17 protein-coding genes and 1 pseudogene are annotated in these 20,531 nt (G+C 40.2%); 11 read left to right on the forward strand and 7 right to left on the reverse strand.

Annotated features, from left to right (window positions below):
• Positions 1–26: 26 nt before the first annotated feature.
• Genes V7R55_RS09915 through V7R55_RS09925 form a run of 3 tightly spaced genes read left to right on the forward strand, consistent with a single transcriptional unit; the run spans position 27 to position 3,741 of the window.
• Complete coding sequence (locus V7R55_RS09915) at positions 27–2,243, forward strand: GumC family protein (RefSeq protein WP_334059316.1); 2,217 nt, start codon at positions 27–29, stop codon at positions 2,241–2,243.
• Positions 2,244–2,252: 9 nt separating this feature from the next.
• A complete protein-coding gene (locus tag V7R55_RS09920) occupies positions 2,253–2,993 on the forward strand; it encodes a tyrosine-protein phosphatase (RefSeq protein ID WP_334059317.1) in 741 nt (246 codons plus the stop codon).
• Positions 2,986–3,741 (forward strand): VpsP family polysaccharide biosynthesis protein, encoded by a 756-nt coding sequence (locus V7R55_RS09925; RefSeq protein WP_334059318.1) that lies wholly within the window; start codon positions 2,986–2,988, stop codon positions 3,739–3,741. The genes V7R55_RS09920 and V7R55_RS09925 overlap by 8 nt, the downstream gene beginning before the upstream one ends.
• Here the strand turns inward: V7R55_RS09925 and V7R55_RS09930 are convergent, their stop codons facing one another.
• The 5 genes from V7R55_RS09930 to V7R55_RS09950 all read right to left on the reverse strand — a co-directional run bounded on the left by V7R55_RS09930 (position 3,742) and on the right by V7R55_RS09950 (position 9,006).
• Positions 3,742–4,152, reverse strand: a complete 411-nt coding sequence (locus tag V7R55_RS09930; RefSeq protein ID WP_020743350.1) for a hypothetical protein — start codon at positions 4,150–4,152, stop codon at positions 3,742–3,744.
• 33 nt (positions 4,153–4,185) lie between these two features.
• Entirely contained in the window at positions 4,186–5,598 is a 1,413-nt protein-coding gene (locus V7R55_RS09935; RefSeq protein ID WP_334059319.1) for an O-antigen ligase family protein, read from the reverse strand.
• A 40-nt stretch (positions 5,599–5,638) separates the two neighbouring features.
• Complete coding sequence (locus tag V7R55_RS09940) at positions 5,639–6,208, reverse strand: hypothetical protein (protein WP_334059320.1); 570 nt, start codon at positions 6,206–6,208, stop codon at positions 5,639–5,641.
• A 132-nt stretch (positions 6,209–6,340) separates the two neighbouring features.
• Positions 6,341–8,278: a bifunctional diguanylate cyclase/phosphodiesterase gene (locus V7R55_RS09945; protein ID WP_334059321.1), complete on the reverse strand. Its 1,938-nt coding sequence runs from the start codon at positions 8,276–8,278 to the stop codon at positions 6,341–6,343.
• Positions 8,278–9,006, reverse strand: a complete 729-nt coding sequence (locus V7R55_RS09950) for a transglutaminase-like cysteine peptidase (RefSeq protein WP_438823588.1) — start codon at positions 9,004–9,006, stop codon at positions 8,278–8,280. Before V7R55_RS09950 ends, V7R55_RS09945 begins: the two co-directional genes overlap by 1 nt.
• Before the next feature lie 296 nt (positions 9,007–9,302).
• Between V7R55_RS09950 and V7R55_RS09955 the strand changes: the two genes are divergently transcribed.
• From V7R55_RS09955 to V7R55_RS09990, 8 genes are all read left to right on the forward strand, one after another.
• Positions 9,303–10,442, forward strand: a complete 1,140-nt coding sequence (locus tag V7R55_RS09955; protein ID WP_334059323.1) for a glycosyltransferase — start codon at positions 9,303–9,305, stop codon at positions 10,440–10,442.
• 2 nt (positions 10,443–10,444) lie between these two features.
• The gene (locus V7R55_RS09960) at positions 10,445–11,767 is read left to right on the forward strand and encodes an O-antigen ligase family protein (protein WP_334059324.1); all 1,323 of its coding nucleotides are present in this window, start codon (positions 10,445–10,447) and stop codon (positions 11,765–11,767) included.
• Between the two features lies 1 nt (position 11,768).
• Complete coding sequence (locus V7R55_RS09965; RefSeq protein ID WP_334059325.1) at positions 11,769–12,881, forward strand: glycosyltransferase family 4 protein; 1,113 nt, start codon at positions 11,769–11,771, stop codon at positions 12,879–12,881.
• The gene (locus V7R55_RS09970) at positions 12,878–13,744 is read left to right on the forward strand and encodes a glycosyltransferase family 2 protein (RefSeq protein ID WP_287008949.1); all 867 of its coding nucleotides are present in this window, start codon (positions 12,878–12,880) and stop codon (positions 13,742–13,744) included. The genes V7R55_RS09965 and V7R55_RS09970 overlap by 4 nt, the downstream gene beginning before the upstream one ends.
• A gap of 54 nt (positions 13,745–13,798) precedes the next feature.
• Positions 13,799–14,680: a glycosyltransferase gene (locus tag V7R55_RS09975; protein WP_334059326.1), complete on the forward strand. Its 882-nt coding sequence runs from the start codon at positions 13,799–13,801 to the stop codon at positions 14,678–14,680.
• A 15-nt stretch (positions 14,681–14,695) separates the two neighbouring features.
• A complete protein-coding gene (locus V7R55_RS09980) occupies positions 14,696–16,120 on the forward strand; it encodes an oligosaccharide flippase family protein (RefSeq protein ID WP_287008951.1) in 1,425 nt (474 codons plus the stop codon).
• 1 nt (position 16,121) lies between these two features.
• Complete coding sequence (locus tag V7R55_RS09985) at positions 16,122–17,348, forward strand: glycosyltransferase (RefSeq protein ID WP_334059327.1); 1,227 nt, start codon at positions 16,122–16,124, stop codon at positions 17,346–17,348.
• Positions 17,349–17,589: 241 nt separating this feature from the next.
• The gene (locus V7R55_RS09990; protein WP_287008953.1) at positions 17,590–18,207 is read left to right on the forward strand and encodes a hypothetical protein; all 618 of its coding nucleotides are present in this window, start codon (positions 17,590–17,592) and stop codon (positions 18,205–18,207) included.
• A 149-nt stretch (positions 18,208–18,356) separates the two neighbouring features.
• Here V7R55_RS09990 and tnpC read toward each other — a convergent pair.
• Positions 18,357–19,192 (reverse strand): annotated as a pseudogene (gene tnpC, locus V7R55_RS09995) (IS66 family transposase); the annotation flags it as partial.
• Between the two features lie 386 nt (positions 19,193–19,578).
• The gene (locus V7R55_RS10000; protein ID WP_334059328.1) at positions 19,579–20,367 is read right to left on the reverse strand and encodes a sulfotransferase family 2 domain-containing protein; all 789 of its coding nucleotides are present in this window, start codon (positions 20,365–20,367) and stop codon (positions 19,579–19,581) included.
• Between the last annotated feature and the right edge of the window lie 164 nt (positions 20,368–20,531).

Consider the following 20,531-nt stretch of genomic DNA (forward strand, 5'->3'; position numbering starts at 1 on the left):
ATTATACGTAGCGTTCAGGAATAAAAATGGCAGTAAATAGCAGGGAAGAGTTAAACGCCGGTGTGTTTGAAAATGAAACCATCGACATTGCTCACTATTTAGGAATTATAAAGCGTTACGCATTTCGTATTATTTCGCTAGCAATTGCGTTCACAATACTCGTGGCGCTTTTGGTAATGCGCATGACGCCTATGTATACCTCTACCACTACTATCTTGGTAGAAGCTGACAAAGCCAACGTTGTTTCAATTGAAGAGGTCTATGGCTTAGATACTAAGCGTAAAGACTACATGCAAACTCAGTTTGAAATATTGCAGTCGCGTCAAATTGCAGAGCGTACGGTAGAAAGCTTGTCATTATGGAACAATGAAGACTTTATGCCCGCTAAGGAAGAGCCAGGCATTGTAGACCAAATTAAGGCAAGCCTTCTGGAGGCACTGCCATTTTTGCCCCAAGAAGACCCAAAAGAGCTGACTGAAGAGCAAGTCCTAGCGGCTAAAAAGCGTAAAGCCACATCCTTATTAATGAGCGCGTTATCAGTAGAAATGGTAGATAACACGCAAGTAATGCGTATCACTGTTACTACCGAATCTCCGCAGCTGTCGGCTGAACTAGCTAACGCAGTTACCGATGTGTACATTGAAAACTACCTTCAAGCTAAGCTGGATATGACAGCAAAAGCGACGTCTTTTCTTACAGAAAGCTTAGAAGGATTGAAACAAAAACTAGATGTTGCTGAACGTAACTTAGCGAAGTTCTATGAAGAAAACCAAGTGGTAAACATTGATGGTGTAGTCGGTTTAGCTTCTGAAGAACTAGAGCAACTAAGTAAGCAGTTATTAGATGCACAGACGGCGCTTAAACTAAACGCGGTTATTTACAAACAAACACGTAATGATGTTTCATTAGATGACATTGCACGCTTGCCTGAAGTACTTAATCACCCGACTATCAGAGACGTTCGCCGAGATGAAGCTAAGGCAATGACGCGAGTGAGTGAGCTTAGTAATGTATACGGCCCGAAACACCCACGAATGATTGCAGCTAACGCTGAACTTTCTTCAATAAGAACAACACTAAACGGCCAAATACGCGACCTTATTAGAAGTATTACTACACAATATGAAGTATCGGAAGATCGAGTAGCTCAGCTTGAACGAGAAGTCTCTCGTGCTAAAGCAGAGTTCCGCGACTTATCTGGTCTGGATAATCAGCGCAAAGCCCTTCAGCGCGAAGTTGATATTAACCAGCAGCTATACAATTCATTTTTCACACGTTTAAAAGAAACAGACGAGCTGGGTGGTTTTGAATCTGCAAACGCCAGAGTATTAGATGAAGCGCTTCCAAACTATGTGCCTTCAAAACCTAACAAAAAGTTACTAATTGGCGCAGCATTCGTGTTCAGTATTGGTTTTGGCGTGTTCTTAGCTATAGCTATGGAAACGCTTAACAGTGGTATACGCTCGGTGGAAGATGTGGAGCGCAAGCTAGGCCAGCGCATGTTGGGTCTTATTCCATGGCTACCACATAAGAAAAAGACTGATTTGCCAGTTCGCTCGTTCTTCGACGGTAAAAAGCATCAATTTGCCGAGTCTGTTCGTACGTTGCGTACTAGCTTGTCTTTATTAAATTTAGACAAAGAGCAACAAGCTATAATGGTAACCTCAAGTGTACCTAAAGAAGGTAAAACTACGGTTTCTATAAACTTGGCATTCGCGTTAGGCCAGCTAGATAAAACGATACTTATCGATGCTGATTTACGCCGCCCTAGTGTAGGAAAGCAATTTAACGTTCCGAACTATCAGCCGGGCGTAGCCAACCTTATCTTGAAGTCACATACTTTAGATGAGTGTTTGGTTAGAGATGAAGAGTCTAATATCGACATCTTGTCAGCGGGTACTATCCCTTCTAACCCGCAGGAGCTATTGTCGGATAAAGGTTTCAACGAGCTTATTGAACTGTTAAAAACTCAGTATAAGTACGTTGTCATTGATACTGCACCTACTCAAGCGGTAAGCGATTCTATGCTAATTGCTAACTCTTGTGACTCGGTTATTTACGTTGTGCGTGCTGATAGTACCAGTGAAAAACTAATCAATAATGGACTGTCTCGCTTCTTACAGGTAGGTCACCGTCTTGATGGTGTAGTGCTAAATCAAGTAGACTTACGCAAATCAGGAGCAGCACAAAGGTACGCTGGGTTTTATGATCAATATGGATATACCAGTCATAAAAACAGCTAACAGCATTTATTGATAGACTTACATAGCCACATATTGCCTGGCATCGACGATGGTGCCAGGTCTTTAGACATTGCTTTGGAAATGGCACAGCAAGCTGTAGACGGCGGTGTTCGTCATATGGTCTGTACGCCTCATATCCACAAAGGTTATTTCGATAACTCCCTAAGTTCAATTAAGTTCGCGTTCGAGGAATTTCAGAAAGCAGTAAACGACGCATCTATTCCTCTTTCACTTTCCTATGCTGCGGAGGTACGCGTAAACGAACTTATTCCTATTTGGTACAAGCAAAGTGAACTACCTTTTTTAGGCCAGTATAATGGCAAGCATATTTTGTTGCTCGAAATGCCACATAGCCACGTACCACAAGGCTTAGAAGTTCTTATTAAATGGCTTTTAAAAAATAACGTACAGCCACTTATTGCACACCCAGAGCGCAATCGCGAGCTGTTAGCCGAGCAGCACAAATTTAGTTGGCTGCAGCGACAAGGCTGTATGTTCCAAGTTACCGCAGGTGCGTTAACAGGCCGCTTTGGCGACAAGGTAGAAGACTTTGCATTAGCTATGATGCGAAACAAAGCATTTCATGTGGTGGCGTCAGACACCCATGACCTTATACGTCGCCCCAACGATATGAGCGCCGCTTACGAAGTTGTGTCGGCATTCAGTGATGAATTTGCACAAGAAGTTTTTGTAACGCGGCCTGGTGCGATAGTATCGTTCGAACCAAAAAATGAACCAATCAATGACTAGCCGTTTACTCAATACCTTCACAAATAACAGCTTAATACTGAAGTGGGTAATGGTGGCGCTTGCCGGTTTCTGTTTTTTGTGGAGTATGCAGCTTTTCATTGCGGGCAATGCATATTACAGCGTTAAAAATGACATTGAGGGTTGGCAACTAAGCCCTGACAAAGCTTCAATAAAGAGAATTGACAGTGGCCTTGGCAAAATTGGCAACGCTATTGATTATTTCCCAGACAACGCTCTGTATTATCAAATACAGGGGCAGTTATTTGAGTGGAAAGCGGTTATTGAAAAAAGAAGTAAAGAATCAGGCGATGCTGAACTAGGTTTGAAGAGCACTAGTGCTAACCTAAACAATGCGGCACAAAGCTATGAAAAAAGCCTGTTATTGCGGCCTACTTGGAGCGGCAGCTGGATTGGCTTGGCATCTGTAAAGCTGCTGCGTGATGAATTAGATGATGAGTTTTATCATTATCTAAAAAACGCCAAGCAAGCCGGCCCACAAGATGCCATAGTGCACAAGTTTATTGTGGAGTTTGGTTTAGAAATGTTTAGTGCAAGGTCTATTCACTACGTAAAAATTAAAGAGCAATTGAAGCTGCATTTGAATTTAGGCCTTCAAAACCCGCTTAGCAGAGAGTTTGTGTTAAATTCAATACAAAAGCACAATGCGAGTGAAACCGTTTGTAGATGGTTGCGTGACGCCAGTTACCCAGTTCGAAAACGCATTCCTGAATGCATAACTTATGATTAGCTAGCCTTTTCCATTTAGCCAATCCCAAAGGCCTAGTGAAAACCCTTCAAAAAGATTAATACCCAGCCAGCTTTTCAATATATACAGCAGCACTAAGCCTAACACTAAAGATACGCATAAGAATAAAGCAATAACCGCTGCCATCACTAGTTTGCCTATGCGGCTTTCGGTACGCGATAGGTCGCGCTTGTCTCGGCCTGCCAATAAAACGAAGTAATATCGGCTTCGCAGTAAACCTATAGTGCCTCTTACATCAACTTTGTGGCTACCCCATCGCCGACCGGCAAGGGCTGTGTTTAAGTGAAACAGTTGGTCTTCTGTAAAAGAATCGGCAACATTTTTAGGCATACGTTCCAGCATATGTTGAACGTTTGGCTCTTCTTTTATCGGTCGCTTTATCTTTAATACCACACAAATCCCCTTGTGTTATAAAACCAATGCTGGTTATTTATCTTGTCTTCCCATAGGTATATCGCGGCTTAACGCACCTAGCGCTAACAGTATAATAAATATAGCGGTATTCGCTGGCGCTTGCAGGGGGAAATCCACTGTACTATGTAAGGCCATGCCGATAAATGCCATAACCGTAGCAAAGGCTGTTCCCCTTGGCAGTGGATGTCTGCGGTGTCGAATTGCGCTTAGGGCGCTTTTAGCACACAGCAAAACGAGCAAAGCTATAGCGGCTGCGCCTACTATGCCAAACTCAATAGCAAACTGAAGGTATTCGTTGTGAGCATGATCGTAAAAGTGCTGAATAGATTCACTTTGTACCTGAGGGTATACCGTATAAAAGGTACCTCCGCCTGTACCGATAATTCCATATTTTGAAAGAAGGGGCAGGGCATCAGTAACAACTTCATCCCTGCTTTCTTGGGTTAGGTTTGTTTGTTCTAAGCGTTGCTGTACCTGCTTAAGTCCAAAAAGGCTACTAACAATAAGAATGTCGATTACCAGCATACTGATAAATAGCACTACATAACTTTTTTGACGCGGTTTAAAGTAAATTAAGCCTAGTGTGGCGGTAATAGTCATGGCTATGAAAAAAGCGCTGTTACCCATTCTAGAGCGAGACATAACTAACGCGATAACCATAATAATAATGCCAATACGAAACAGCACTTTATTGCTTAGCCAAAAACGCACTATTCTACGTAATCGCTCTCTAGCGCTGGAGCCATTTCGAACTCGCAAGCTAGCTATCATGTAACCAATGGCAGCGCTTAAACATAGCAAAAGAAAATTAGCGTAGTGGTTCTTATACACAAAACTTCCCGTTGCGATATGCGAAACAGGTAACTTAAACACCAAGCTATACTGCAGACCAGACAATACTTCTAACGAACCATATACAGCCTGAAACACGCCTGCAGCACTTATCACTATCAATATATATCGAAGTCGCTTGCCAGTATTAACCAAAGTCAGCGTTATAAAAAATAAGAAACAATAGGCGAGGGACTTAAAGAATATTACGTCGCTTTGGCCCACATCGAAGCTAAGAGGTAGCGATTGCGAACTTATACTTTCCATGCCCTGAACATTTTCATTAAGTAAAAAACTAACGCGTTCGGGGCGTAAAGCTTCAACCAAAGCAAAGGGCAGAGGGACTATATTGATAAGCTGCCACGTTAAGAATACTAACCATACAATTACCAGCAGTTTGTATTGTTTGTATAGCTTTGAAAGTAGAGATTTGTGCGTAAGTAATAAAATGCCGCCAAGAAAGAAAACCGACATTTGCATGAGTGCCCACGCCCATGGGCGATTGGCACCTAGTGATAAAGGCAGCCAGAACAAGGTAAACAAAAGAAAACCGAAAAGAAACTTTTCGGTTTTGTGAGTATTGAAAGTAGGCACTTACAACGTACTAGCTTAACAGTCTAATGAGAGGGCTCCTTTAGTTCGCTGAAATAGTGGTATCGCCACCGCCAGCACCAGCAGCACCAGTACCTACACCTAGCGGAGAGAACGTATTTCCAGCCGCGCCTGCAGCAGTTGCCGTTAAGGTACTAGGGTCTACACCCGCATTAATTACTGCTAATAGCGCATCTTCTTCGCTGATAACCTGCATTTGAAGCGCGATGTTGTAAATTTCGTTAGCGTCTTCTGGGAACATTAGAATAGCGATAGTTACTACTTGTTCTGGTTGTTCCGGCAATTCACCAAAACCTGCTATAGCAATTTCAAACCCAGTAGCGTTATCATTCAGAAGAGCAACCATCGACTGATAAGCAGTTTGGTTCTCGGTTAGGTACGATAAACCTGCGGCATCAAAAAACATACCTTCACTAAGTACGGTCTGGCTTACTTCACTAGCGGCTTGCTCAACCGCGGCACCTTCTTCAATTTCGGTAACTAAAAGGTTTCTAACTTGTAGGCCTGGTACGCTACCTTCTTGTGCAAAAGAAACTGTCGAAAAAGCGATTAAAGCGCTTAAAAGCACAGATAAAAAAACGTTGCTACGCATAACTTATCCTTAGATTAAAAACGTCGGGTTAGCTTCTTGCTAACGCCATATGGCCATATTGTACAACAAGTGAACGTACAAGATCTCGCTTTTGTTGTACATCTATTCACTTATGCTCATTTTACGCGTGTATTAATACTGCCACAGCGAAGGTTTCGCAAAATAAAACCCTTGTTGATATGAAACATCTAACTTTGATAAAGCGACACATTCCGCTTCATTCTCAACAAGTTCAGCAATAATGTTAATACTTAACCCACGAGCGATACTCAATAAACTACTTACAAATAGCTGACTGTCTTTGTCTGAGTGAATATCTTTCGTAAGTTTGCCGGAAATTTTTACAAAATGGGGCTGAATTGCCCTCAACCCAGCTAGTGATGCAAGATTGTCTCCAAAATGTTCAATGGTAATCTTACAGCCTAAATTAACCAGCGACTTACAAAATGATACCGCGTCGCTTTTATGGTGTATTAATGCAGAATCTTCTAATTCAAAGATCAAACAGGTGCATAACGCTTCATTTTGGTTCAGTACACCTAATAACCACTGTCTAAACGAAGCATTGGCTAGCGACGCGTTTGCGATGTTAATGGCTACGTTGCGTTTATCTTTTGCTAGCTTATTAAGCACTAGGCTTACCACCAACTTATCTACCTCAGGAATTAAGTTCAAGCGCTCTGATGCCGGAATTAATTGAGACATTGGTATTGGGTTGCCAGTATCTTTGTCTTTAAATCGTGCAAACGCCTCGAAATAAGCGGGCGTGTTTTGGTCAACGTTCATTACAGGCTGAATAAGTATATCGGCGTACTGTTGGTCTAAAATTTGGTTTAAACGCTCTTTCCACGCCGTATTGCTGTGAATATGAGAAAGCTCAGAGGCAAATTGCCAGCCATTGGGTTGCTTTGTAGCTGCCATAAGCGCGCTATCAGCATTTTCCATAATTTCAGAAAAAGATTGCTGGTCATTGAATTGCGCTGCACCTATCCATACTGCCTTACTGCCATCTTTAAGCGGGTTATAGTGTGACAAAGTGGTATTAAGTACCTGCAGGTGCGCTTCGCACTCTTGTTTTGTCATTGCCTCTGTCACCAAAACAAAATCAGCGCCCGATATCCTAAACAAAAATGATGTTTCTTGAATGCTAGACGAGAAGTTTTTAAGCTCTTCAGCTACTCCAGTAACATACTTATCACCATCTTGTGCGCCTAACGTCATGTTGATAGCGTTTAGTTGTGCAAGACGTATTAAAATTACATAGCCTTCATCCGAGGTGGCAGTTTTACTCAATAGCGCGTTCATATGGCGGGTGAAAGCGTTTCTATTTTGCACACCGGTCAGACTGTCTTCAAAAGCTTGAATTCTGAACTGCTCGGCCTTCTGGGTTAACTCTTTAAACATTACCTCAACAGACGAAGAAAGCCGGTTTACCGCCTGAGTTATAAAAGACAGCTCTTTCGTAAAAGGCTTGTAGTTAATGTGAGAAAACTTTTGATTTTGAATATCTTCAATTTTGTTTACCACAATACGAAGGGGTTTTGTAATGGCAGTAATGATAAAGAGCAGGGCAATATAGGCAAAAACGAAGGCTGCAAAAAACATAAACGCACTTTGTTTAACGCTTTCCCACAAGGTTTCATTTGCAAGCCCTGGGTGACTTTGAACGGCAAGCTCACCCGCCATCGTCCAACCGTCATTCAATTCTGTTTTTTCGACGGGTGGGTTAACTTCTACAATGTCGGTAAACCAAGTAGGAACAGTATCAACCGTGTTTGGATTACGCCGTTCAATCAGTAAATTGCCTTCCATGTCGGTAATGGTGATGTACTGATAGAAACCCCTATCGAAAATAGCGTTTACCATGGTCTCAGCCACAATAAGGCCGTTAGCGTCGCCTAAATATGGGGTGATAGATAGCCCCAACGAAGTCGCAGTATCTTGCGCGTGGGTGGCAAGCTGCTCGTTTACATACTCTCTGGTTAACTTAACGTTTATTATGAAAGAACCAGCAAAAACTAGTATTAAAAAAACGAGTAAGCTTGTACTTAGTTGGGTAGATAGTCTCATTATTCTTCTTTATCTCCGTACATAACGCGGTCTAGCCGCTCTACCATATCGTCCCACATCTTCATCGGGCCGCTTCCCCTCAGCTTACGGCCCGTTCCCATAGCTTTTGCGGCCCACAAGCCGTTACCATTAAAGCTATAAATGGGTGACAAATCTCTTCTTTTATTAGCAGGCAATATACGCCTATTTATATTATCCAAAACAAGTGGAATAGAGGTTGGGGTTTCATAATACGCCAAAACCATGTGGGGTTGGCGTAATTCTAAGGCGGTTACATACATTAATCGCAACTGTTGTTCTGGAATACCAAGTTCAAGTAAAGAGAAATATTTGGCAATAGTGTAGTCTTCACAGTCGCCAGCACCCGTGGAAATAAACTCAATTGGTGTTGCCCAATAATCTTTTTGTTGCCAGTGAACAAGGTCGTCTACAAAATCAAAACGGTTAAAAAAGCGGTTTATCTGATAAAGCTTTTCGTCTAGGTCTTCGCTTTGTAACTCAGCAACCAATTGTCGCCAATTGGCAACATCTTCTTTTGCTTCGCTGCCATAGACTGAATTAATACGTGCATAAACTTGTTCGGTGAATACGGTTTTTTGTTGGGCAATGGGTGAGGTAACAGCCAATAAGGTAAGACCTACAACAACAGCCGAGCGAACAGCGGTTAACATGCTGCGCACAGTTAATTGGGTAAGAAAAGGCAAGCAAAAACGTTTCTTTTGGTGCAAACCGTGGGTACTTTATGCAATAGATTAAGGCAAGTGTAAAAAATCTTTCACTACCATGCTATAGCATAGCTTGCCTACCAATAAGACAATGATGGCAAACTTATTAAGAACTTGAAAGGCATTTTGGAAGCCAAGAAGTTTTTTTGTTTGTTATTGATCTTTTGGCACATTTTATGTTTAACCTATCTTCGAATAGAGTTTTGAACATATAAGTACAGGGTGTGGGTTATGAACTCGCACACCTTCTGGTATCATTACCAAGCTTTGTAGTAAATTTACAACGAAAAGGAACTTTCATGGAGTACTCAGCGCGTCCAGCGGTGTTTATCATTAATTCACTTGAAGGCGGTGGCGCTGAACGAGTAATGGTTAAACTGTTAACCATAATGCAATCTTATTTCGTTGCTAAAAACATTCCTGTACATCTAATTCTGCTAGACGACTTGCCTGAATCTCAAGTTTGCCCCGAGTGCGTTAATAAAGTAGTGCTTAATTCCCAAGGCAGTTTAGTTTCAGGTTATAAACAGCTTAAGCCCGTTCTAGCAGAACTAAACCCTGAATATTGCTTTAGCTTTTTAACGCGAAGTAACTTCTTGAACGTTACATTAGCCAAGCGCTTAAAGTTTAAAGCTATAATAAGCGAGCGGGTTAATACAACAAGTCACCTTTCTGGCGGCCTAAAGGATAGCGTAAGCCGTTTGTTGGTTCGTTTGCTTTACAACAAAGCCGACAGCGTTGTAGCTGTATCTGAAGGCGTAAGAGCTGACCTTATCGATAACTATTCAGTATCAAGAGATAAGATATCGGTGTTGTACAACCCTTACGATATCGACCAACTTCAGATTCAGGCTTCAGAAAGTGTGTCGGACCTACCGACTAAGCCTTACATTATTGGGGTAGGGCGCTTAGTTAAGAATAAAAATTTCTCTTTACTACTTAACGCCTATGCTAAAGCTAACATAGCAGAAAACTTAGTAATTCTGGGCGTGGGCGATGAAGAAGCCAACCTTAAAGCGCAAGCTAAAGAACTAGGAATTGATAGCAAGGTTCAGTTTCTTGGTTTTAAAGCAAACCCATACCCTTATTTAAGTAATGCCGAATACTTTGTAAGTACGTCGAATGCTGAAGGGTTTCCTAACGCCATTGTTGAAGCTATGTGTTTAGAAAAAGCAGTGATAGCAACAAACTGTGAATCGGGCCCTGCGGAAATAATTGCCGAACAATACCCTTACAGAGTAACTGGCGCTAGTGAGGAAAAAAACGGTATTCTGTGTGAGTTAAATAACGCTGAAGGTGTTGCAAGTGCGTTAAGCTCATTCAGTGATGAAACCGTTCGGGTATCTTACGCTGCAAAGAGCAAAAGCTGTGCAAAGCAATTTTCTTACAATGCCTTTCAAGAAAAAGTAATAGCCATTATTGAAAAGGTTTGTAAATAAACATGTTCGAAGGGTTAAAGGTAGTTGTTGGCCTAATTAGCTTCATTATGGTGTATCGCACCATAACGGGTAACTGCAATAAATATTTAGCGTTTGCTATTTGCGCTATTTGGCTGCGATTCTTTTTGTCAGCGTTTCATACTATTACTTACCCTTCTTTGGTAGCGGGTTTTTCGATTAATGCGCTTTCAAGCATATCGGTTGCTGGGCTTGGGCTTTTCTTTTTACCGTTTGCAGTATTTACCCTCAAGAAGCTTTTTCCATTCTATCTATTTTTTGCTGTAATCGCTGTCAGCGGTTTTGTGAATATGAAGATACCAGGTGCAATAAATGTATTGGTTAAATGGTGTTACTTTTTAGTTCTGGCAGGGGCATTATTTCTTTCTATACGAGTTCAAGGACAACAGGAAACTTTTAAAAAGCTATTAGTAGCATTTGTGATGCCGGTAACAATGCAAGTATTGTCTATTCTACTAGGACATGCAAAAGCAGCAGAAGCAGACGGTTCAACCAGCTTTATCGGTGGCTACAACCACGAAGCCGCTTTTTCAATGATCATAGTTAGTTTCATTTTTGTAATAGGGCTAACTAAGCCAAACTCCATTCGCTTCAGAACTAGCTTATTTTCTTTAGCTATTTTGTTACTTGTTCTAGTGAATTACAGAACTTCAGTGCTTACGATTTTGCCTATAGCGGCCGTTTTTTATTTCACGCTAGTTGAGCAGAGGTTAAAGCCATCGCAAAAGGTGCCTGTGCTGACAATCGTCTCTATGGTTATCGTTGCATCGTTTATGGTTTTGTCATTTACCATGCGTGAACGCTTCTCTGATGTAGGTCTTTTAATTAGTAACTTAGATATTATTTTTAAAGCGCCAATATATTTTAGCGAAGCCGAAAAAGACATTATGTCGGCTCGCGTATTTATCTGGAGTCAATATATAGATGGGTTTGTGAATGCTAATGCTCTTAACCAGTTAATTGGGTTTGGACCTGACTCCTGGAAAGGCGTATTTGCAAAATACGCACATAATACGTATGTATCCAATCTTTTCGAGTATGGAATTATTGGCCTCGCTGCGTTTATTTTTATGTGTATATATTCATTAAACCAAGCGTTAAAAATTAGCAAAGCCGGTTTATCTAAAATAGTAGCCTTTTCTATTATTGGTTTTTTAATAATGAATATGGCAACAATGCCGCTGTGGAACATTGAGGGCTTAATATTCTTTGCGATTCTAATTAGTGTTGTTCTTGCTTTAGCGACTTCGAATAAGCCTATTCATACAAACTTATACAACAAACAAGTCATGAGGTCCGCCAAATAATATGAAAATATGTGCGATAGGTTTACGTGGAATCCCCGATGTTATGGGGGGCATAGAGTCACACTGCCAACAGTTGTACCCACGTATGGTAGAAAAGGGTGATTCAGTAGTAGTTATTGCGCGTTCACCTTATGTAAGCGGAAATAAATATACCTACAGAGGTGTAGACGTAGTTAGCGTATGGACCTTAAAACATAAATTCTTAGAAACCTTTATGCATACTTTTTTTGCGATTCTGTACGCAAGAATATTTGTACATCCAGATGTAGTTCATCTTCACGCTATTGGGCCTGCTTTATTTGCTCCGCTCGCAAGGCTGTTAGGCATGAAAGTTGTAGTAACACACCACGGTGCAGATTATGACCGACAGAAGTGGAATGGATTAGCGAAGTTTATCCTTAAGTCTGGCGAAAAAATGGGTGTGTTATTTTCTAACAAAATGTTTGTTGTAGGAAAAACCTTAACTAACAGGTTAAAAAAGCAATTTCCGAATCAAGCTGAAAAAATTAACTATGTGCCTAACGGCATGCTTCCTTCGTTTACGGGGGACATAAGTGCAAGTGCACTGCCTAAAGAATTACCGATATCTTCACAGGGATATATTTTAACTGTAGGTAGACTAGTACCCGAAAAAGGATTTCACGATTTAGTTACTGCGTATAAGGCATCCAATAGCAATTTGAAGTTAGTAATTGTCGGACAAGCGGATCACCAAGATGAATACGCATATACATTAGTGCAACAAGCCAACGACAATATTATTTTCGCTGGTCGAAGATCAGGCGATGAGCTTAAAGCACTATACAAGCATGCAAAAGTATTTGTATTGCCGTCTTACCATGAAGGTTTACCTATAGTTGCACTTGAAGCAATTAGTGCAGGTACGCCCGTTGTTCTCAGTGATATTCTACCTAATAGGGATATTGAAGCACCGAAAGATAGCTATTTTGAAGTAGGAGTTACTTCAGCTCTGGCTGACAAATTAACTAATTTAGATTCTTTAGACTTAGAGTTAGACCAAAATACGTATTTGTACATTTTTAACTGGGACCGGATTGCTGAAAATACTCTTAGTTTAATCAAAAGCGTTTTTACAAAAGGTGATAGCAGGTGAGCTTGAAAATTTCAGTAGTCATTACGACCTACAATCGACCGGACTGTCTCTTAGAAGCGCTAGGTGGTGTTACAAGCCAGCTATATTCGCCATTTGAAATTATCATTATTGACGATAATTCGAGTCAAACATACGAAAGTGCTATGCCTGCTATTAGTGCACTTGGAGCCAAGTACTTAAGACAGAATGTCTCTTGTGGTGCAAACAAGGCTAGAAATTTAGGTGTTAAAGAAGCTAGGGGTGAAGTAATTGCTTTTTTAGATGATGACGATATTTGGCTACCAGAATATCTAACAACTTTGGTTGGTCATTACAAAGCTGGCGCCGATGCTATTGTTTCTGGATTCAAACAATTAGGTAATGAAGATGTGGTGGTTGTGAACAATGACGAAGAGGTTACTAAAAAATCACTTCTTCGTGGAAACACCTACTGCGGGATGAGCGGATTTAGCGCCAGGCGTGAACTGTTGTTGGTAAACCCTTTTGATGAGCTACTAAACAATGGTCAAGATTGGGACATGTATGTAAGGCTTTTTCAGCAAGGCGTTAAGTTTAAAAATATACCTGAGCCAATCTTTTTGTATAGATTTCAAAATGAAGATGGGATAGGTGCGAAAGTGCGTAAAATGAAACCTACAGACATTGATAAAAGGCTGGGTTCTGCGTATAAGCATAAGACTTTTCTCGGTGACTATTGGTTTAAAAAACGTGTCTGTGAGCAGATTTTATTTTCTCTTAAACATAAGAATGAAAAGTCGCGCTGGATTATTCAAGCGCTAAAAATGGCAGGGTTTAAGGCTACGTTCGTTTTCTTTTATAACGCGCTGAAACGTAAAGTACTTAATAAACCAATGTCCATATAAGATTGCTTCATTCAATTTTCTCTTACTTAAAAAATAATCAAATATGTGGTTCACATGACTTCAAAAGTAAAGGTTTCTGTAATCGTTCCCGTATGGAATGATGAACGAAGAGTTGTTAAATGCATTAACGCGTTAAAGAATCAACAGTTTGTACCTGAAGCTTACGAAATAATAATTATTGATAATGGTTCTACTGATAGGACTTTTGAAGAAATTCAAGGAATTGAAGGTATCACTGTTTTACAAGAGCTTAAGCCAGGTTCCTATGCTGCACGAAACAAAGGGCTTTCGGTTGCTAAAGGACACTACGTAGCATTTACAGACTCTGATTGCGTGCCAGATAAAAACTGGTTGGCTTCTCTTATTGAGTGTGCCGAAACTCAGAGGGATATAGGTGTAGTCGCGGGTGATGTTAGTTTCTTTAAAGATGAAGCGGATGAGATTGACGATGCATCTCTAGCATACGAGAGCTTTTTCTCAATGAATCAAGAAGAGTATGCGAGGAAAGGCGTTTGCATTACAGCAAATTGGCTGTCGAAAAAAAAGACACTTCTCGAGTTAGGTGGGTTCAACGCCAAACTTAAATCGGGAGGAGATCATGATATGGCAAAGCGACTTACTAACAATGGTTTAAGTGTTGTTTTTTGTAAACAGGCAGTAGTTGCTCACCCAGCCAGAAATAAGCAAGAAATTCTTAAGAAAAGAAGGCGGGTTATCGGTGGCTCTTGGGATAAAACAGACGGCAAACTCAAGTCCATAAAGCTGCTTTGGGAGGCCGTTAAACTATATATCAAGCGTACGCTTCTTGTGTTTTTTTCGAATGAAGCCTCCCTTAAACAAAGGTTGTCGGTCTTTGGAATCATATCAGCGATATTCTTTGTATCGTTATCAGAAATAGCGAAGCTCACAGTTGGTCAACAAAGTACAAGAAGCTAAAAGGAATAATATAAATTGAGCAGGATAGTAAGTGCTACTTCATGGACGACATTATCTACTATTGTTAACCTAGCATTAACAATGATTCAGCTTGCTGTACTGGCGCGAATTCTTGCACCATCTGTGTTTGGGCAGTTTGCCGTTATTAACATGGTAATGGAGATATTTGTTGCATTTGCACTTGGAGGTATTTCAAATTTCCTTATTTTTAGACAAGACGCAGATCAGAGTACTAATAATGCGATTTACTACCTAGCACTAGGAATTGGCAGTGTTTTCAGCGTAGTTTTTTACCTAGTTACACCAATATTAGCGACAGCGCTTGGCTATGAAGAAATAATAGAAGAACTTAAGGTCGCGACCTTAATGTTGGTAATATCTTCTCTAGCCTCACAATATCAGGCTGTTGGAATGAAGCGTTTTAAGCATAAGCGCGTTGCACAGATTGATATTATTGCTAAAACAGCTTCATTCATTTTTGCAATCAGCAACACACATTTAGGATTACTATGCTTGGTCGGAAGTGTTGTTATATACCAGTTGGTTAGATTGATTGGTTTTATGGCTGCATTGAGCAAAGATATGAATCTTTCACTTCATGTAAACAAGTCTATTTACCGAGAGGCATTTAATTACGGTATCTTTGATTTTGGTTCTCAAGCCCTTAATATTCTTGGAAGGCAGCTAGACGTAATCATTCTTTCTATTACTTTATCCAATAGTCAGTTAGGGGTCTATCATGTACTTAAACAGCTAGCAAGCAGGCCCGCGCAAGCATTACAGCCAATAATCAACAAAGTAGCGTTGCCAGCGTTTGGAGAGATTAAAGAAGTCTTACAGAGGTTCAGTAGAACATACAAAGACTTTTATATTTTACAGCTGTTTGTTCTTGCATTTGTTTATGTCCCTTTAATTATTTTCCCAGAATTAGTAGTCAGTCTATTTTTTGGAGAGGAATACTCTTCCCAATATTTAGTGTTTGCTGTTCTTTCCTGTTTTTGGTTTGTTCGGGTATTTAGTTCAAATTTAGTAGGGCCGCTTGTTCAGGCTACAGGTCAAACCCGCAAGCATTTTACTTGGAATATAGCTATTCTTATACCAAATGCATGTGTTATCTATCTTTCTTCAAGTTTTGGAGTTCTGCCTTTAGTCGTGAGCATGCTTACTTTTCAAACTATCCTTTTCCCTTTAGTCAATTATTATTTTGCTGGACCAATTGCCAATGTAACATTCAAATATTCGGTTGGTGCAATGCTTACCGTTATATCATCTATTGCAGTCCCGTTACTAATCACAAAGTTTTTTATTGCTAGGGCAGTTCCAGATGTCTTTCTGCTAAAAGAGTCTTTAGTTGCCTTATCTACGGTTAGTGCTTCATTACTTTTATTTATTCAATACAAAGAAATAAAATCTTCTATTCAAAGAGTAAAAGGCTTTTAATATGTCTAGTAATAAAAGAGTGTTATTTTTCGTGAGGTCATTCCCTGTTTTATCTCAGACGTTTGTTATAAACCAGGTAAAAGACCTCGTTGCGAGAGGTATGGATGTCCACGTTCTTAGTGTTAATCCAACTATAGAAGCAGAAGATACTCTTCGCTCTATCTTTGGCAGTAACTGGCGAGAAAAAGTCAGTTACCTTAAGCCATGTAAAGAGTCTAAAATGTTTTACGTTTGGTCGCTACTAGGATTATTTTACTCATTAACATCAGTACACCGACTTAAGCTCGTTAAAATTGCATTCTCTTTTGTCAAAAAGAAAAACTTTTTTCTAGCCAAAGAAATCCTCTCGATTGCCTGGTTATTAAGAAATAAAGAGATAACTGCGAGTGTATGCATTGCTCACTTCGGTAGTAGCGGCGTCATATTTGATTATTTTCGCCAGGCCAAGCTTTTAAAATGCAACAGGCAGTTTACTATATTCCACGGATATGAAATAAGCCGATACGATGAATTGGAAGTATGGGAAAATGAATACGGCAAACTTGGAGGGGTTTTACTACCAATAAGTAACCATTGGAGAGAAAAGTTAATCTCTTTAGGCGTCAAAGAAAATTCAATTAACGTTTTACATATGGGAGTAAATGTCGAGAGGTTTACGTTTAACGATAAATCAATAAGTAAACCTTTACGAGTTCTTTCTGTTGCAAGAGCTACAGAGAAGAAAGGTCTTAAATATGCTATAGAAGCGATACTCGATTCTGACTTGGATGTTGAATACAATATTATTGGAGACGGTAACCAACTTCCGGAGCTAAAATCATTAGCGTCGGCTCATGCAAATGGTTCACGTATTAAGTTCAAAGGCGCTCAGTCTTCTGATTATGTTGCTCAGTCACTTTCATCATCGGATGTATTTTTACTTCCTTCAATACGTGATAGTAATGGTGACAAAGAAGGTATTCCTGTTTCTTTAATGGAGGCTATGTCGTGTGGCGTAATTGCTCTATCAACTTATCACAGCGGAATTCCTGAACTAATAGAAGATAGAAAAACTGGCTTCTTGGTACCTGAAAAGTGTGCTGATGGTATTCAAGAAAAGTTAGTAGAAATAATTGAACACAAAAATTTAACTGATATAAGAAGACGGGCGCGAGTAAAGGTAGAAACAGAGTTTAACGCAAAAACCTTGATCGATGACCTAGTAAAAATTACCGAAATGAATCCTTAGTAGTATCGAGGTTAGCTAGCACCTATCTTGATGACAAAATTATTCACCATTCAATAAAGCCCCAAGTTCGAAGAGAATTATATATTTAAACTTTTAGTGTCAGCTAAATTTACACTCTAATTAATCTTTATTTTAAATTTTTAGGTAAGCTGTTGATGTATAAGTTAAATATTGGGTTGGCCTGTGTTTTGCTTAAATGTTTATCAGTTAGTTGTAGTTCAAACACTTATCGAGGTTAATAATGAAGAAGTACATAGCAGCGCTATTGGTTATGCTAACAACGACAGTAGCCCATGCAGCGTTAATTGAATATAAATTTACCGCAGTAGACAGCACGTTTGACCCAAGCGAGAGTCTATTGGACTATATTAATAACAGTACGTCAGTAACGTCCTCTAATGTAACTTCGTTTGATATGGTGAACTCTGAAACTCAGTCCGTTTCACTTGTATCTTTTGAGTTTGATTTCTCGTCTCTTGTTGAGTTCACACTCTTTGCTGGACTTGACGCCGATTATGGTGCAGAAATCTACATTAACGGAGTCAACGTTTTAGATACGGAACAGAATCTTTGGTGGAGACGTTCATGGAATAATTCAGCTGTCCAAAGCGTTGATGCAACAACTATCGGCCTGACACAAATCGACATAGTATGGGCTGAAGACTGCTGTGGTGGTCAAAGCAGCATAGCGTTTTCGTCAGATCTTATTGGTGGAGATTTGTTGATTCTAAATGACCAAAACATTCAAGCGTTGAATGCTGCATCATCTAGCAATGTCACTCAGGTTCATGAGCCATCAGTTCTACTTCTTTCATTGATGGGAGTGTTTTTCATCGGTGCTAGACGTCTAAAAAAGTAGTAAGAATTATTAAATAAAAAAACCGCCTAAGCGGTTTTTTTTTGGTCAATATTCTTGTACTTCGTTGAATATCTTTCCATAAAGGTTGTTAGCAACGTATTACTTTCATATTGATCGTGTCCGTCCGGCAATCCCACATAACGCTTAGCAAACTGCCATGGTAGTAGTTGCTCGATGTTCGGTTCCGGCATGCTGAGCTCATCAAGGCAAGTCATCACATACTCGAACACATTGAGGTCGTTGGCCTTTGCCGTTTCGATAATGCTGTAGAGCACTGCGCTGGCGTTTGCGCCTGTAGCGGTTTGGCTGAACAGCCAGTTCTTTCTACCTATGACGAATGGCTTAATCGCGCACTCAGCGCGATTATTATCGATATTTAGTTGGCCGTCGAGTGTGTAACGCGCCAGCTTTTCCCGTTGGTTCAAGCAGTATTGTATCGCTTCGCCTAATTTGGTTTTCGGTAACACTTGTTGAACTGATTTCATTAGCCATGCGTGAAGCTGATTGAGCAACGGTAGGCTCTTTTCTTGTCTGGTGAGGTAGCGCACTCCCACCGTTTTATCTTTTAACTGTGTTTCTATTCGGTAGAGTTTTTGGATGTGATTGAGTGCCCAGTCTGCTTTGCCACTGCCTTTTTTACCCGCACTTTTTTGGCTTCCATAAACTTACGACGCGCATGGGCCTAGCAACCGATGAGTGTGGCTTGCGTTTGTTCATAGCCTTGATAGCCGTCTACTTGCAGGTAGCCGTTATAGCCATCGAGGAAGTCTACTGCGCATTGCCCAGTGCGACTATTGTGATAATCGTACAGCACGATATTAGGTGTCTTTATGCCAGGTATATTCCCCGCAGGCGAGTCAGCGGCACTGGCGTACAGCCACATATAGCTGTTCGCTTTTTCAGACTCAACAACCTTCAACGTAGTTTCATCCGCCGCGATAACAGGCTGTTTTAGCAGATGTTGATGAAGCTGGTCATAGAGGGGAAGTGGACAGAATATCGCGACGTCGGGTATAGTAAGTTTGAACGTTAATCTGCTGCTGACGACAAAACTCTACCGCAGTGAGTCCGCTTTGCTTTTACTGCTCGAATAAATTGAGCCAGTCTTGCACTTCTCTTCATTGATATTGCGGCATGGTCATTCTCCTTAGTAAAGAGAACACCATGCCGTAGCTAATTTATGAATTGAATGTGGGGATTACCGGACGGACACGTTAAGCAGAGGCCAAAGCGATACAGCAGAAAGAAAAATGCCGTTCACCTTAAGTGAACGGCATTAATATCTAGCTCCTTTGTTGTTTGTTATCACCGACGCCGTGGTGATTTAATAAAGGCTGTCGGAAGTTGTATAGTGTTAAAAAGAACAGGCCTCTAATTAACACTTAAGTTTTTATCTAACACGGCTTCGTAAATAGTCCGGTCTATTTCGGTCAACTCGTGAATTCTATCCATTACCGCATTATTATTATAGATCTCTTGCGCTTGCTCATTATTAGGCGTGGTATTTTTACTACTAACTTTTATATTAACACCGAACTTGTTGTTAAACTGTTTTTTCCAACTATCTAAATGTTCGAGTACTCCGACACTCGCAAAATTTTCAATATTTTCAATTGCAGAATCAATTGCTTCGTCTTTATGAGCTAAAATTTCTTCGGGTGCACTAAATTTTGAAAAGAAACGAGCGTAGGTTGTACATGAAGATTTAGCTTTTTCAGTATCTAAATATTCTAGAATATCACTATCATTTTTTAACCAGGAAGAAGATTTGTATCTATTATAGATATACTCAGATACAAAGCGCTTTTCAGGTTTCCTTAAAACGGTTATAAAATTCCATTTATTCGCGAAATTTGACGTTACCTCGGGACGCGCCCGGCAATGCCCTGTTACGAACACTTGACCTTTAGAGTTAAGATAATTGACAAGTTGAGCTTCTCTAACCGTCATCATATCAAGGTTTAATATCTCACTGGCTACTCTACTACCTTTTAAATCGATATTGCTGGTGAAGCGAGATGCTTTTAATATTTTTGGGTAGAGAGACTCATAAATCGCATCGGATAGTGAAACTCCACCACATTTAGGCACGTGACAAAAAAACACTTTAGGGTAGCTATCCAAAACATTTTCGATTTTTCTCTTTATTCGCTGCCTCAAATTAAATCCTTAATATTAGCTGTTTTTACTTTATATAATTCAGAATAGTGACCATAAAGCAAATATTGATCCTGAAAAATTAAAATTTAAATTTTTTACAAATTTTGTCGCACTATGGTGCGTAGGATTTTAAGCTTGCCTTATTACAGGATTATTGCTCTGTA

Source organism: Alteromonas sp. S005 (genome assembly GCF_036864475.1).
Classification (GTDB): Bacteria; Pseudomonadota; Gammaproteobacteria; order Enterobacterales; family Alteromonadaceae; genus Alteromonas.